The organism is Curtobacterium sp. MCLR17_045, assembly GCF_003234405.1.
In the GTDB taxonomy this organism is placed as follows: domain Bacteria; phylum Actinomycetota; class Actinomycetes; order Actinomycetales; family Microbacteriaceae; genus Curtobacterium; species Curtobacterium flaccumfaciens.
Genome location: NZ_QKTB01000034.1, coordinates 16655 through 31607, shown reverse-complemented (window position 1 = coordinate 31607; position 14953 = coordinate 16655). Strand labels below are relative to the sequence as shown.

15 protein-coding genes are annotated in these 14953 nt (G+C 71.9%); 4 read left to right on the top strand and 11 right to left on the bottom strand.

Annotated elements, in window-relative coordinates; all coding sequences use genetic code 11:
- On the top strand, positions 1-480 hold a 480-nt coding region (locus DEJ05_RS15860), incomplete at its 5' end, for an LppP/LprE family lipoprotein (RefSeq protein WP_111111022.1).
- Here the strand turns inward: DEJ05_RS15860 and DEJ05_RS15855 are convergent.
- A complete protein-coding gene (locus tag DEJ05_RS15855; protein ID WP_111111020.1) occupies positions 474-1187 on the bottom strand; it encodes a hypothetical protein in 714 nt (237 codons plus the stop codon). The two genes, DEJ05_RS15860 and DEJ05_RS15855, sit on opposite strands and share 7 nt — an antisense overlap.
- Before the next feature lie 9 nt (positions 1188-1196).
- Between DEJ05_RS15855 and DEJ05_RS15850 the strand changes: the two genes are divergently transcribed.
- The 3 genes from DEJ05_RS15850 (at position 1197) to DEJ05_RS15840 (ending at position 3147) form a co-directional block, all read left to right on the top strand.
- Positions 1197-2228: a YeiH family protein gene (locus DEJ05_RS15850; RefSeq protein ID WP_111111018.1), complete on the top strand. Its 1032-nt coding sequence runs from the start codon at positions 1197-1199 to the stop codon at positions 2226-2228.
- A gap of 77 nt (positions 2229-2305) precedes the next feature.
- Entirely contained in the window at positions 2306-2917 is a 612-nt protein-coding gene (locus DEJ05_RS15845; protein WP_111032735.1) for a hypothetical protein, read from the top strand.
- Positions 2917-3147: a helix-turn-helix transcriptional regulator gene (locus tag DEJ05_RS15840; protein ID WP_071245067.1), complete on the top strand. Its 231-nt coding sequence runs from the start codon at positions 2917-2919 to the stop codon at positions 3145-3147. Before DEJ05_RS15845 ends, DEJ05_RS15840 begins: the two co-directional genes overlap by 1 nt.
- A 17-nt stretch (positions 3148-3164) precedes the next feature.
- On the opposite strand, the gene DEJ05_RS15835 is transcribed toward DEJ05_RS15840, so the two are convergent.
- From DEJ05_RS15835 to DEJ05_RS15790, 10 genes are read right to left on the bottom strand one after another with little or no spacing between them, the layout of a single operon-like run.
- Positions 3165-4019, bottom strand: coding sequence for a GntR family transcriptional regulator (locus tag DEJ05_RS15835; RefSeq protein WP_146245124.1), 855 nt, complete (start codon positions 4017-4019; stop codon positions 3165-3167).
- Positions 3980-4612, bottom strand: a complete 633-nt coding sequence (locus DEJ05_RS15830; protein WP_111111016.1) for a TetR-like C-terminal domain-containing protein — start codon at positions 4610-4612, stop codon at positions 3980-3982. The genes DEJ05_RS15835 and DEJ05_RS15830 overlap by 40 nt, the downstream gene beginning before the upstream one ends.
- Positions 4609-5232, bottom strand: a complete 624-nt coding sequence (locus DEJ05_RS15825; RefSeq protein ID WP_111040110.1) for an isochorismatase family protein — start codon at positions 5230-5232, stop codon at positions 4609-4611. The genes DEJ05_RS15830 and DEJ05_RS15825 overlap by 4 nt, the downstream gene beginning before the upstream one ends.
- 46 nt (positions 5233-5278) lie before the next feature.
- The gene (locus DEJ05_RS15820) at positions 5279-6736 is read right to left on the bottom strand and encodes an MFS transporter (protein ID WP_181440749.1); all 1458 of its coding nucleotides are present in this window, start codon (positions 6734-6736) and stop codon (positions 5279-5281) included.
- A gap of 43 nt (positions 6737-6779) precedes the next feature.
- Entirely contained in the window at positions 6780-8423 is a 1644-nt protein-coding gene (locus DEJ05_RS15815) for an amidase (RefSeq protein ID WP_111111012.1), read from the bottom strand.
- Complete coding sequence (locus DEJ05_RS15810; RefSeq protein ID WP_111111010.1) at positions 8420-9331, bottom strand: carbon-nitrogen hydrolase family protein; 912 nt, start codon at positions 9329-9331, stop codon at positions 8420-8422. Before DEJ05_RS15810 ends, DEJ05_RS15815 begins: the two co-directional genes overlap by 4 nt.
- Positions 9328-10428, bottom strand: a complete 1101-nt coding sequence (rutA, locus tag DEJ05_RS15805; RefSeq protein WP_111111008.1) for a pyrimidine utilization protein A — start codon at positions 10426-10428, stop codon at positions 9328-9330. The genes DEJ05_RS15810 and rutA overlap by 4 nt, the downstream gene beginning before the upstream one ends.
- A 55-nt stretch (positions 10429-10483) precedes the next feature.
- Positions 10484-11521, bottom strand: coding sequence for an ABC transporter permease (locus DEJ05_RS15800; protein ID WP_071405943.1), 1038 nt, complete (start codon positions 11519-11521; stop codon positions 10484-10486).
- Positions 11521-13245 (bottom strand): sugar ABC transporter ATP-binding protein, encoded by a 1725-nt coding sequence (locus tag DEJ05_RS15795; protein ID WP_111111006.1) that lies wholly within the window; start codon positions 13243-13245, stop codon positions 11521-11523. Before DEJ05_RS15795 ends, DEJ05_RS15800 begins: the two co-directional genes overlap by 1 nt.
- A complete protein-coding gene (locus DEJ05_RS15790) occupies positions 13242-14423 on the bottom strand; it encodes a sugar ABC transporter substrate-binding protein (protein WP_071405945.1) in 1182 nt (393 codons plus the stop codon). Before DEJ05_RS15790 ends, DEJ05_RS15795 begins: the two co-directional genes overlap by 4 nt.
- Positions 14424-14953: the final 530 nt, after the last annotated feature.

Genomic DNA, 14953 nt, shown 5'->3' with positions numbered 1-14953 from the left:
GGTTCTTCCGGGGCGACCTCGACCTGCCGGAGTCCGACGCCGTCGCACGGGCACTCGCCGAGCGCGGCCTGCGGGCCGTCGAGCGGTGCCGCGGCTGCGGCCGATGGCATCGCGGCCCTGCCGCTGCCCGCCGGCCTCGAGGATGCGAAGTGGGACGCCGCGAACGCCGACTACTCCGGCTACGACGCCTGCGCGCCGCTGTCCTGGTCCGTGGTCGCACCCGAGTTCGGGACAGCAGGATCCCCGTACGCGATCCTGCTGTTCCACGAAGGCCGGTACCTCGGCACGGCCACTGCCCAGCAGTACGCCTTCGAGCCGACCGTCGAACGACAGAGCGACTCGGCCGTCACGGTGACCTACCGGTTCGCCAAGGCCGGCGAGCCGAACGCAGCGCCCTCCGGCCGCACCACGGCCACCTTCACCTGGAACGACGAGACCGGCCGCGTCGTGATGACGGGGGACACCCCGCCCGCTCAGTGACGGTCGGCTGACGCCGAGGCCACGCCGAGCTCCCGCTGCAGGGTGCGGAGGACCCGCACGAGGGTGTCGAGCTTGTCCGGTCCGGCCTCGAACCCACGTCCGAGGGCAGACCGGGGCTGCACGACCACGTCGTCACCGTCGGTCGTGGTGATCCAGACGCCGAAGTCGGCACGCTGGCCGCGGGACTCCCTCGTCGCGACGGAGAACCGCCGGATGCGCGCCCACGGCAGGTCGAACACCGGCGCGTCCCGTGACGGTGCCCACGCGTGCAGGCCGAACTCGTCGACGGTCCAGACCTCGGGCCGGGGCTTCGGGAAGTCGTCGGAGGTGCGTAGGCCGGACGTCAGCACGGGCAGGTGGAACCGGGGTGCCCGGCCCGCTCCGATGCGCGCGAGCGTCCGGCGGTCGCCTCGCCCGGCGGACAGCGTCGACACGGCCAGCAGCACCCCGATCCCCGCGACCACGATCGGCCACAGCACGAACGATCCCTGTGTCCGGGCGCTGTCGATGCCGCGCAGGAAGTCTGGGAACGCGAACTCGGCGACGAGCGCGGCGAGCCCCACCGCCGTGGTGATGACCGCCGCGAGCAGCGCCGGCCCCCGCTTCGGCATCTCCCCGTCGCGCAGCCGCTGCACCCACCGTTCCCCCGAGTACTCCACCGTGCCATCCTGCCCGTCACGGCCACCGATCGTCCGCGAGCGCGACATGCTGTTCCCATGCAGTCCGTCCGTGCCGCCGTACCCGGTGTCGCCCTCGCCGTGGCGATCGGCATCGTCGCCACCCTCGTCGGCCGGGTCGTCCCGGTGGTCGGCGGTCCCGTCCCCGCCGTCCTGATCGGTGCCGTCGTGGGGTGGCTCGTCCGACGCCGCACCGGTGGCACACTCGCCGCGCTGGCTCCCGGCGTGAAGTTCTCGTCCAGCCGGGTCCTGCAGTTCGCCGTGGTCCTGCTCGGCGCGCAGCTGTCCATCGGCGAGGTCCTGCGGATCGGCGGTGAGACCCTGCCGGTGATGCTCGCGACGCTCGTCGTCTGCCTGGTGGCCGCGTGGGGGATCGGCCGGCTGCTCCGGGTCTCGGGCGCACTCCGCACCCTGATCGGCGTCGGGACCGGCATCTGCGGTGCCTCGGCGATCGCCGCCGTGACGCCCGTCATCGGTGCGGTCAGTGCGGACGTCGCCTACGCGATGTCGACGATCTTCCTCTGCAACATCGCGGCCGTCTTCGCCTTCCCGCTGCTCGGGCACGCCCTGGGCCTCAGCCAGCACGCCTTCGGCGTCTTCGCGGGCACCGCCGTGAACGACACGTCGTCCGTCGTCGCCACGGCGACGGTCTACGGCCGCCAGGCGACCGACACCGCGGTCGTCGTGAAGCTGGTGCGCACCCTGATGATCATCCCGATCGTCATCGGGCTGGCCGGACTGGAGGCCCGCCGCGCCTCCCGCGAACAGCTCGCTCCCGCCTCGGGGCCGGGTCGCGGGTTCCGTGTGTTCCGGTTGGTGCCGTGGTTCCTGATCGGGTTCCTCGTGGTGGTGCTGCTCCGGACGGTCGGGGTCCTGCCCGCGTCCGTGGCGCCGGGGTTCGCGACGGCCGCCTCGTTCCTCATCACGGTGGCGCTCGCCGCGATCGGCTGCTCGACGGACTTCGCCGCGCTCCGCCGTGCCGGGTTCCGGCCGATGCTGCTCGGCATCGCGCTCTGGGTCCTGGTGGCGGGGACGAGCCTGGGCATGCAGGCAGCCTTCGGGCTGCTGTAGGGGTTGCCGGCACCGGACCTATCGTTTATCGTTGCATCGAAATTCGATGGTATCGATGATCGACAGGGGAAGCAGCCATGACCACGCCCGTCTACGAACCGCCCCGCGGGCGGAACTCCTACCTGGCCTACGTCGTCTCGTGTGCGATCGGCATCGCGATCGTCGTGTGGCGGTACGTCGACCTGCTCGTCCACTCGATCGCCTCGGGCACGGTGGCGGTGCCGGTCCGGATCCGCGAGACCAGTGCCGTCCCGCAGCCTCCGGGCGGTGCGACGGTGACGTCCGACCAGCTCGTGCTCCGGGCGCCGATCGCCGACGTGCCGGGTGGTGCGATCGGGTACATCCGCGTCGGCGACGCCCTGGAGGTCCTGCTCGTCAGCGCCCTCATCGCCCTGGTCGCGGCGGTGGCCTGGAAGATCTCACGCGGCGGGCTCTTCGACCGCTCGACCACCCGGATCCTCGACTGGCTCGCCGGCGCGGTGCTGGCCGCCGGGTTCCTGCCGTCGTTCGTCCGCCGGATGGGGTGGAACTGGGTCGTGTCCGGGCTCGGATGGGACGGGTACCTGCCCACGCCGGTGGTCGACCACCAGTTCCTGCCCGTGTACCTCGGCCTGCTCGTCGTCGTCTGCTTCCGGTTCGCGCTCACCGCCTCGCAGCGGATGGTGCGGGACCAGGCCGGGCTGGTCTGATGCCCCCGGAACAGGAGGACGGCCACGCGGTCGTCTGCCACCTCGACGACCTGCTGGCCGAGCGGGGGATGACCCTGACCGAGCTCGCCGACCGCGTCGGCGTGACCGTCGTCAACCTCTCGGTGCTCAAGAACAACCGGGCCCGCGCGATCCGGTTCTCCACCCTCACCCGACTGTGCGAGGTGCTCGGCTGCCAACCGGGCGACGTCTTCTCGGTGCGCACGGACTGACGATCCTCGCCCGGGCCTCACGTGATCCGGGAGTCGATCACCGCCCGGTCGCCGCGGTACCGCGAGAACCCGTACTCGACGGGTGTCCCGTCGGCCAGGCACATCAGCCGTTCGATGTGGAAGATCGCCTGGCCGGGATCGATGTCGAGCAGGTCGGCCGTCCACTGGTCGGCGTTCACGGTGCTCAGGAGCAACCGTCGTGCCTCCGGCCGCGCGCCGGCCTTCCTGACGAGCACGTCCGGCACGTACTCGGTGAGCGGCTCGGCGACCAGGTCGGGGAAGCGCTCGTGCGGGACCCAGCTCGTCCGGACCCGGCTCGGTTCGCCGTCGAACGAGATGAGGCTCTCGACGAAGAAGGCGCTGCTGCCGGTCATCTGCAGGTTGCGCCGGACGGTCTCCGGGGCGGTCACCTGCTGCACGCACAGGTGCACGATGCTGAGCCGGGGCGACTCGAAGACGCTGCCCCCGGCCGTCTCGCCGTAGATCGTGACCTCGTCGGACGTGCGTGCCAGGCTCACCGAGGCGACGGGCCGCACACCGAACGTGCCCGATCGCGGCGCACGGGTGAGCAGCCGCTGTTCCTTGAGCAACGCGAGGGCAGCCCGCAGGACGTTCCGCGTCGTGCCGTACAGGTCGAGCAACTCCCACTCGTACGGCAGCGGCCCGGTGAACCGCCCCGCGACGATGTCGGCCCGGATCAGGTCGGACACCTGGCGGGCCGCGTCGGAGCGTCGGTTGAACCCGATCCAGTGACCCGGTGCCGACGGTGTCGTCCCGACCCCCATGTCGGTCCAGGCAGCGGACGGGGCGAACCCCTCCGGCACGGTCCCGGTCACGAGGTCACCCCCACCGTCGACAGGTCGCCAGTCCAACCGGCCCACCGTAGGAACTCCCGGGCCAGCCGCACCGGGTAGTCGGGCGCCTGGATGTCGAGCGAGACGAACACGCGTCGGTAGAACGTCGGCCCGCCGAGCAGGTCCACGGCGATGCCGAGGTCGACGTCCGGTCGCAGGTCGCCCGCGTCCATCGCCCGCTGCAGCATCGCGTTCACCCGAAGCCGCCGGTCCAGGTGCCACTCGGCGACGGCCTCGGCGACCCGCGGCTCGTGCGACGCGGTCTCCACGATGAGCGGGAGTGCCCGACCGACCGGCGTCGCGACGAGGGCGTGCACCCATCCCCGGGTGAGCCCGAGGACACCCTCGGCGATCGGGGCGTCCTGCACCGTCGGGATGTACGCCTCCATCAGCCGGATCACGGTCTCGGTGAGCAGGACCTCCTTGCTCGACCAGCGCCGGTAGATCGTCGCCGCACCCACGCCGGCCGCGTCGGCGACGGCCCGGATCGTGAACGCGCGGGGGTCGCCCTCGGCCAGGATCTCGACGCACGCGGTGTACACGGACTCGCCGACGGCAGCGCTCCGCGGCCGGCCCCGGACCGGCGCCTCGATGCGCGTCGTGGTGCTCATGCCGCGTCCCAGTGCTCGAGGACCTGGTCCATGGGCCAGACCTCGCCGATCTTGGCGGCGATGTCGAACAGGTTGGCTTCGTGCACGCTCGGCAACCGGTCGCCGACGGCTTCGCGCACGACGATCGGCACGAACCCGTGCTGCATGGCGTCCGTGGCCGTCGCGCGGATGCACCCGCTCGTCGACAGCCCCGCGATGAAGAGCGTGTCGACGCCGCGGGCGACGAGGTCGGCGGCCAGCGACGTGCCGAAGAACGCGCTCGGGTACTGCTTGGGGACCACGGTGTCGCCGTCGAGGGGTTCGAGCCCGTCGACGAACGCTCCGGTCGACGCGCCGGGCAGGTACGCGGCGAGTGCCGGCACCTTGCGGAAGAACACGCCGGCGTTGGACCCGTCGGCGGAGAGCGCCATCGTCGTGATCGCCACGTGCACCCCGGCGGCGCGGGCAGCGGTGGTGAGCTCCCGCATCCGCTCGACGGGTTCCTCGACGCCGGCGTAGAGCCCGCAGTCGGGGTCGACGTAGGCGCGGACCGGATCGACCACGACGAGCGCAGCGCGTCGTCCTGGGCGGAGCGTGCCGGTGAAGCCGGCTGCCGCGTAGTCCTGGTGGTCGTCGGTCATGGCGTCCTGCTTCCGTCGTGGGTGGTCGTTGCCAGGGTGGGGACGGTCACGTGGACGCCCCCGGCTCGGGGATCGGCCCCGACCTGTCGGGCCGGAGTGGCGCCTCCCGGTCGGGAGGCCCGAACGGACCGAACGCGACGATGAGCGCCCCCAGGGCCGCGCAGCCGGCGAACGTCAGCGCCGCGGCGCGGACGCCGTCGACGAACACCTGGACGTCGCCGGACGGCAGGCTGAGCAGGCTGCCGTCGTAGGCCGCAGCCGCCTGGGCCGCGGACAGGCCGCCCGTCGCGATCGCGAGGCCGAGCGCCGTCGAGAACAGGAAACCGGCGTTCTGCAGGGCCGAACGGATGGCGTTCGCGATGCCGCGGCGGTGCTCCGGGACGCGGGTCATCAGTGCCGACGTGCTCGGCGTCATGAACACGCCGGTGCCGACCCCGACCGCGCCGAGGCCGGTGGCGGTGACGGCGTAGGCGTCGCCGTCGGCGAGGGACACCGCGAGGACCGCGGCGCCGAGGGCGATGAGGAGCATGCCGATGGTCGACAGCGTCCGTGCGGCGACCCGGCGGGCGAGGAACCCGGCGCTCACCGCCGCGACCGTCGTGCCGATCGGCGTGGGCAGCACCCAGAGGGCGGCGTCGACGGCGTCCTTGCCGTCGACCGCCTGGAACGAGAGGGAAGCCAGCAGGACCAGTGCGTAGCTGGACAGGGCGCACAGCCCGGCGGCGGAGAACAGGGTGATGGTGGTGCGGTCGCGGAAGATCGCCGGGTCGACCAGGGGGTGCGCAACCCGGCGTTGGGTCCACACGAAGACACCGCCGAGCACGACCGCGCCGCCGGTCATCGCGACGACGGGGACGGCCGACCAACCGACCGAGCCGCCGGTCGAGACCGCACCGACGAGCAGTCCGACGGCGGCGACGGACAGGACCGACCCCGGCACGTCGAGGCGCTCGCCGGAACGGGGACGCGTGCTGTGCGGGATCAACCGGAGCGACCAGATGAGTCCGGCCAGTGAGATCGGCACGCCGGCGAGGAAGATCCAGCGCCAGCCGAACGACTCGGCGACCAGGCCACCCACGACCGGACCGATGACCTGCCCCACCGCGGCGACGGTGGCGTTCAGACCGAGGCCGAGCGACAGGATCGACTCCGGGAAGACATCGGTGAGCAGCGCGGTCGTGTTGGTGACGATCGCCGCCGCGCCCACGCCCTGCACGAATCGGGCGCCGAGCAGCACCGCCGCGTCCGGGGCGAAGCCGCACGCGAGTGAGGCGAGCAGGAAGACGAGGATCCCGGCGATGTAGAGGCGGCGGCGACCGACCAGGTCGGCGATGCGCCCGAAGACCAGGATGAGGGTGGTCGTGGTGAGCATGTAGCTGAGGAGCACCCAGCTGGACTGCACGGCGCTGGCGTCGAGGTCACGGCTGACGTCGGGGAGTGCGATGAGGAGTGCGCTCGAGGAGATGAAGACGAGGACGACGCTGAGGCTCGACGCGCAGAGCACCTGCCAGGCGCGTCGTCGGGCGGCGCCGTCGTCGACGGTGCGGCTACCGATCGCTCGGCCCTCGCACGGCGGACGACGACGGCACCCTGCGGTGGTGCGTCGTGGTCCGCTGGAAGGCGGCCGCTGCGGACAGCACGAGGCGGTCGTCCCACGGCCGCGCGACGAGCTGCACGCCGACGGGCAGACCGTCCGGCGCGGTGCCCGCCGGCATCATGAGCGCGGGGAACCCCACGTAGTCGAACAGCCGGGTGTTCCGGGGGATGACGTCGTGCAGGTTGAAGCGCTCGCCGTCGACCGACATCGTCAGGTCGTCGAGTCGCGGGGCGGTGGCGCCGATCCCGGGGGTGAGCACCACGTCGACGCCGGCCTCGTCCATCCGGGTGACCATCGCGGCCTGCACGAGCGGGCGACGGCGGAGTGCCCGGAGGTAGTCGGCAGCGGTCGGCAGGAACGACACGTCGAACCGGGCGCGGGTCCCGGCGTCGAACAGGTCGGCCGTGCCGGCGTTGGCCTCCTGGTTCGCGGCGAGCTCACCGTAGAACACCGTCCAGCACTCCGAGTCGATCGACTCCAGGTCGTCGAACTCGATCGGTACGAGGGTCGCACCGAGCTCGTGGAACCGCTCGACCGCCGCGGCGTGTGCATCGAGCACCGCACGGTCGACGCGTTCGGTGAACCAGCCGAGCGGGACCCCGATCCGGAGCCCCTCGACCCGTTCCGGCGCGGCCTCGATGAGCGGGACGGTGGGGAACGTCGTCGGGTCCTGGCCGTCGGAGCCGGCGATGACCCGCAGGACGAGCGCGAGGTCCTCCGCGGAGCGTGCCATCGGTCCGACGTGGTCGAGGGTCCACGACAGGCTCGCGACCCCGGTGCGTGGCACGAGCCCGTACGTCGGCTTGATCCCGGTGGTCCCGCAGAGGGCGGACGGCACGCGGATCGACCCGCCGGTGTCCGACCCGAGCGCGAGCGGGACGATCCGGGCGGCGAGCGCCGAACCCGACCCGGTCGAGGAGCCACCGGTCCAGCGCTCGGGGTCCCAGGGGTTCCGAACGGCCCCGTACCGGGCGTTGTGCGGCCCGCCGCAGGCGAACTCGGTGGTGGCCGCCGTGAACACCGGGATCGCGCCGGCGGAGCGGAGCCGGGCCACGACGGTGGCGTCGGCCGGGGCCACACGGTCACCGGTCTGGAGCGAGCCGCTCGTGACGATCGTCCCCGCGACGTCGATGATGTCCTTCACGGCGAACGGGATCCCCTCGAGCGGCCGGGCGTCGTCGTCCGCCCAGCGGCGGGTGGACTCAGCGGCGGCTTCCTCGGCCCCCTGCACCAGGCGCAGGACGGCGTCGGACCAGACGTCGTCGCTCGTCCAGTGCGGGGCGAGTGCGGCGAGGACCTCGGACGGGGTCGTCGTGCCGGATCGGTACGCGGCGAGGAGTTCGACGACCGAGGCGGCGGCGGGGTCTGTGGCAGCCCGGGAGGCCGCCAGGTCGTCGTCCGGACCGGCAGCGGTCGGCGCCGGGGCCCCATCGACCGCTGCGTCGAGGAGCCGGCCGAACAGCTGCGCGCTGTGGGCCGGTTCCGCGGGCAGCGCCGACGGGGCGGCGGGCAACGGGTTCGCGCGGCTCGCGGCCAGCGCGCGGTCGAGCTGCGGTGCGATGGTGCCGCGGACCAGGGCGGCGACGTCCGTCACGCGGGGACCGCCGCCGCTGCGTGGGCGTCGGCGAGGTACCGGAACACCCCGGGCTGCCGGTCACGTCCGAGCGGGAAGTCCCGGCGGGCTGCCGCGACCTCGCCGACGTCGATGGTGGCCCGGATGATCGGCCCCGCCTGGTGGGCGGGGGCCGAGACGACCAGGTCACCCCGTGGTGAGACGACCGAGGACCGACCGAAGTAGCTGACGGTCTTGCCGTCGACGGTCTCTTCGCCGCCGCGGTTCGGGGCGAGGACCCACGTCTGGGTCTCGAGCGCGCGGACCTGCAGCTCCTGGGTGAACAGGGTCTCGCGGAAGCCCATCGAGGACACGAGCACGAGCATCACCTCGGCGCCGGCGGCCCGTGACGCGAGCCAGTACTCCGGGAAGCTCCGGTCGTAGCAGATGAGCATGCCGAAGCGGGTGCCGAGCGCGTCGAACACCACCGGTCCGGACCCGGCTTCGAAGTAGTGCTTCTCGTCGACGTCGGAGATCGCGTTCGTCGGGATCGAGGTCTTGCGGTACGACGCCACTCGTTCGCCGTGCACGTCGGTGCCCGGCACGAGCGTGCCGTCGGCGTCGATGAGCACCGCGCTGTTGTACTGGGCACCTCCGGCGTCCTCGTACAGACCGAAGGCGACGGCGGTGCCCAGACGCTTCGCCGCACTCGCGAAGCGGGCGGTCGCCGGACCGGGGACGGGCTGTGCCCAGGACTTCCGGCTGTCGTTGACCACGCCGCAGAAGTAGGGCGTGGTGCAGAGCTCGGGGAAGACGACGAGGTCGGCGCCGACGGCGGCTTCCTCGAACAGGGCGATGAGCTCGTCGAGGGCGACGTCGTGGTCGGCGGGGACCTCACCGGCCTGGACGACCGCGACCTCGATGACCGGACGGCTCGCTGCGGCGCTCATGCCGTGACCGCGCTCGGAGCAGCCGACGCCACGCCCTCGCGGGTGCGCATCAGCGGCTGGATGCGGGTGCCGAAGTCGTCCATCCCCTGCAGGAAGTCGTCGAACACCAGCATGATGCCCTTCGTGCCCTCGACCGCCGCGGCCTCGTCGAGCATCGCCGCGACGTGCTCGTAGGAGCCGACGAGCGTGCCCATGTTCATGTTCACGGCGCCCTCGGGCAGCGAGATCCGCTTGGCCGTGTTGCCCTCCTCGCCCTCGGCGTCGGTGAGCGCCTGCCCGGTCATCCAGGCGATGGCCTCGACGTCGACCCCGTCGCTGTACCGCTCCCACTTCGCCTGGGCGGCCTCGTCGGTCTCGTCGGCGATGACCATGAAGAGCACGTAGGAGCCGACGTCCCGGCCGGTCTTCTCACGGGCCTTGAGCAGGGCCTGGTTCTGCTCGGCGTAGGCCGTCGGGGTGTTCACGCCGACGCCCATCGAGAAGTTGTAGTCCGAGTACTCCGCGGCGAACGCCATGCCCTGTGACGACTGGCCGGCCGAGACGATCGGGATGTGCGACGTCGGCCGCGGGAGCATCCGGCAGTCGTCCATCTGGAAGTACTCGCCGTGGAAGTCGCTCCGGCCGGTCTCCCACAGCTCCTTCATCACCTGCATGTACTCGGTCTGGTAGGCGTAGCGGCGCTTGAAGTGCACCTCGTCGCCCGGCCAGAGGCCCATCTGGTCGTACTCCGCCTTCTGCCACCCGGCGACCAGGTTCAGTCCGAAGCGGCCGTGCGAGATCGAGTCGACGGTCGCCGCCATGCGTGCCGCGATCGCCGGCGGGATGGTCAGGACGGCGGTCGTCGCGAACAGGCGGATCCGCTCGGTGCGGGCAGCGAGACCCGCCATCAGGGTGAAGGACTCGAGGTTCTCGTCCCAGAAGCCGCTCGGGCCGCCGAAGCCACGCAGCTTGATCATCGAGAGGGCGAAGTCGAAGCCGTACGCCTCGGCCTTCTGCACGATCTCGAGGTTCAGGTCGAACGAGGGCTTGTACTGGGGCGAGGTGGTGGAGATGAGCCAGCCGTTGCTGCCGATCGGGATGAAGACTCCGATGTCCATGGGGGACTCGCTTTCTGTGGTGGGTGTCGAGGGAGGGACGAACGGGGGAGCGGGGTCAGGAACGCTTCGCGGCGGCCTTGGCGGCGGTCGCGACGGAGTGCCGCCGGATGGTCTGCGACACGGCGACGGCGACGATGAGGGCGCCGCCGTAGAACAGCTGCTGCACGAAGTTGTCGGCGCCGAGCATCTGCAGGCCGACGACTCCGGAGAACAGGAAGTACACGGCGATGAAGGTGCCGATCGCGTTGAAGCGGCCGGGGACGATCGCGGTCGCGCCGAGGTAGCAGGCGGCGAACGCGGGGAGCAGGAACGACTGTCCGCTCGACGGGTCGGCGCCGCCGAGGGTGCCGGCGTAGACGACCCCGGCGACCGCGGCGGTGAGCCCCGCGCCGACGAACGCGCCGACCCGCAGCCGTCGCACGTTCAGCCCGGAGAGCTCGGCGACGGTGCGGCCGGTCCCGACGAACAGCAGCCGCCGGCCGACCGGGGTGGCGCTCAGCACGACCAGGACGACGACGGTGGCGACCAGCCCGTAGACGAACGCGAGCGGCAGGCCCGCCAGGCCCCGCCACCCGACGGTGGCCTGCACGAGCGCCGGGTCGATGCCCGTCACCGACGACGACGCGCTCATCCACTGGATGATCCCGATCATGAACGTCGACGTGCCGAGGGTGACGATGAACGAGTCGATGCGGAACCCGACGGTGAGCAGGCCGTTGACCAGCCCCACGACGACGCCGATGACCAGGCCGGCGGCGATCGCGGGCACGAGCGGGATGTCCATCTTCGCGTTGAGCACGGCGATGGTCATGGCAGAGAGCGACATCGTCGAAGCGCCGGAGAGGTCGAACTCACCCGCGGTGAGCGGGAACAGGAACCCGAGCGCCAGGATGAGCAGCACCGACTGGGACCCGAGGATGTTCTGCAGGTTGCCGAGGGTCGGGTAGGTGTCGGGCAGCGCGATGCTGAACGCGATGACGATGACGAGCCAGGCGCCGAGCAGCGCGTACCGCTCGGTGTGCCCCCACGAGAAGCGCGGGCGGGTCGGACGGACGATCGAGGTCTCGAGGACGGGGTCGGCGGTGGTGGACATCAGGCGTTCTCCTTGACTGCGGAGGAGGCATCGGGGGAGGAGGGCACGGCGGGGGACGCCGGGGCGTCGTCGTCGACGAGGCTCGCCACGACGGCAGCCGCGATGACGTCGCGGTCGATGCGGTCGTCGGTCAGCACGTCGTGCACGCGGCCGTGGGCGAGCACGACGACGCGGTCGCACACCTGCGCGAGCTGGTCGTAGTCGGTGGAGGCGCAGACGATCGTGACGCCCTGCTCCGCACTCCGGCGGAGCATCGAGAAGATCGCGGCGCGGGCCCCGACGTCGATGCCCTGGGTCGGTTCCTGCAGCAGCACGAGCCTCGGGTCGTCCTGCATCCACTTGGCCAGGACGGCCTTCTGCTGGTTGCCGCCGGACAGTGTCCCGAACAGGGCGGCCGGGTCGGCGGGCCGGACGTCGTAGTCGCGGACGAGTCCCGCGACGTGGGCGCGTTCCCTTGCGGGCGACAGGCCGAGCAGTCCGCGGAGCTTCCCGAGGACGGGGAGCGTGACGTTCTGCTCGACGGACAGGGTGAGTGCCCCGCCCTCGCGCTTGCGGTCCGCGGGGACGTACACGACGCCGCGGGCGATCGACGAGCCGGGCGTCACCCGTGCCAGGTCGACCGGCGCGGGCGTCGCCCCGTCGTACCGCACGGCGAGCGAGCCGGTCGCGGGCCGTGCGCCGTACAGGCCGGGCAGCACGTCCTCGACACCGGAGCCGGCGAGCCCGGTGATGCCGACGACCTCGCCGTCCGCGACGTCGAACGACAGGCCGTCGACGACACCGACCCGGAGGTCCCGCACCGTCACGACGGCGTCGCCGGTGGTCGCCGGGCGCGGAGTCCTGGCGGCGGGACCGTCCAGTCCGCGTCCGACGATGAGGGAGACGAGCTCGTCCGCCGTCGTCGTGGCGGTGTCCCGGTGCGCCTGGATCCGGCCGGCCCGCAGGACGGTGACCCGGTCGGCGTGCTGGAGGACCTCGGACATGTCGTGCGACACCAGCAGTGCCGAGGTGCGGCCGTCCGCGACGAGGTCCTTCACGACGCGGAACAGCAGGTCGGCGTCCTCCTTCGGCAGGAAGACCGTCGGCTCGTCGAGCACGATGAGCGCCCGGTCGTCGCCCAGCTCGGCGACGGCCCGCAGGATCGCGACGAGGGCCTTCTGGGTGTCGGTGAGTTCGTCGATCCGGGCTCGTGGGTCGATGTCGACCCCGTACCGCGCGAACAGCTCGGCCGCGGCACGGTGCTCGGCGCCCCAGCGGACGAAGGGTCCGCGTCCGGCCACCACGGTCGCGAGCCGCAGGTTCTCGGTCACGCCGAGCGACGGCACGAGTGCGAGGTCCTGGTGGACGAAGCTGATCCCGACGCGGCGGAAGTACCCGGGAGGCACCGGCAGGGGCAGCCGGGCGCCTCGGACCTCGATCGTCGCGCCCGGCTCCGGCGCGTACGTGCCGGACAGGATCTTGATGAGGGTCGACTTGCCGGAGCCGTTCTCGCCGAGCAGTGCGTGCACCTGACCCGGCAGGACCTCGAGGTCGACGTCGTCGAGTGCGGTCAGCCCGCCGAAGCGCTTCGTGAGCCCGCTGATCCGCAGGACCGGCGCGGTGTCCGCGACGGACGCGGGGTCCGCACCGGATGCGGTGGCCGCACCGGATGCGGTGTCCGCACCGGACCCGACGACCGCAGCCGACGATGCGGAGCCGAGCCGTGCCTCCCGGATGGCGGTCACTCGGCCGCGCCCCAGATCGCTTCGTACCCGGTCTTGTACGCGTCGCCGTAGCCCTTGCTCGGCGCCGGCGGCGTGCCGGTCTCGTCGACGTTGTCCTTCGTGAAGACCTTCAGCGGGGTCTTCTCGTCACCGTCTTCGATGATCGGCGTGCCGGTCAGGACACGGCCGGCCTGGTCGAGCGTCGCGTAGGCGAGCCACTCCATGTTCTCGCCGATGTCCATCGTGAGGACGCTGCCCTCCTGCAGGATCTTCAGCACCGCGGGGGTGCCGTTGTACGAGGAGGTGAAGACCTGGCCGGTCTTGCCGGCAGCGGTCACGCCGGCCTCGACGTACAGCGTCATCGAGTCGTAGACCGGCAGGACGTAGTCGAGGTTCGGGTCGGACTGCACGGCGGACTGCACGGTCGACGAGATCTTCGTCGCCCAGTCGGCGACGGGGACGTTCGTCACCTTCACCTTGCAGCCGTCGCACTGCGCCTCGAACTCGTCCTGCATCGCCTTGACGATGCCGTCGGACGGCGGCACCTCGGACGACGTGATGATGAGGACGTCGCCCTGGCCCTTGGTCTCCTTGATGGCCCAGTCGGCGTTGAGCTTGGCGGCTTCGTGGAACGGGGCGGTCACCTGCGCGGCGACGAGGTCCTGCAGCTGGTCCGGCAGCGCCTGCCCGGTCTGGTAGGTGTGACTGATCAGCACGGGGATCCCCGCTGCCTTCGCACGCTTCAGCGCCGGGACGATCAGTTCGCCGTTGACGCCCTGCGCCAGCACGATGATGTCGGCTCCGCGGCTGATCGCCTGGTCGATGCCGGCGGAGTGCTCGGTGGGCGTGCCCTGGTTCGTGTACTCGATCCACTTCGCGCCGTACTGCTCGGCGACCTTCTCGCCGGCCTCGTCGACCGCGGTGATGAAGGGGACGGCGGACGAGTTCGGGATGTTGAAGATCGTCTTGCCGGCGATGCCCGACATGTCGAAGCGAGCGCCCTCGAAGGTGAACTCGGGGTCGACGCTGGCGGCCTTGATCTGGCTCGTGGCGTGCTCGACACCGGCGGTGTCGTCACCGGAGCTCGTCGACGCGGTCGAGGTGGCGGAGCAGGCGGACAGCAGCAGCACGCCGGCGAGTGCGGCGGCGAGGAGCGCGGGACGCGACGGACGCGTTCGGGACGGTGCGGGGGACGACATCGGTCGGGGACCTCCTGGACGGGTGGAGCAGGGAAGGTGCGGGGACGGGGAGCCGGAGCGGGGACGGGGGAGCTGCGGCGGGTACGACGAAGGCCCCGCGGAGCGGGGCAGGACGTGCAGGGAGCCGGACCGGGCGGCGGCGGGGCGGCGGATCGCCGGTGACGCCGGCCGCTGCAGTGGGGCTGATGCGAATGTAACGGCCGCGGGGCACCGGCAGGCGGTCGCCCGGTAACGGTCCTGTTAGGCGTTTGTTTCGCTGGTGTTAGGCCACCTGCGGCGCCCGACGCCGAGGGGCGTCCGCCCCGCCGATCCGGGGCGGACGACTGCGCCACCGACCCGCGAGCAGGGGCGGATCCGGGCGGTGACGGGCCGGCGACGGCGGGGCGAAACACGCCGGACCCATCCGAGGCGACTTCCGGAAACGGCGCTCTCACAATTCGGCGCGGTCAGCGAGGACCGTGCCTGGCGGAATGGCCGGGAGACCCGGACGCGCAGCCCCGCTGACCGGGACATTCGGGTGCCACGGGGCA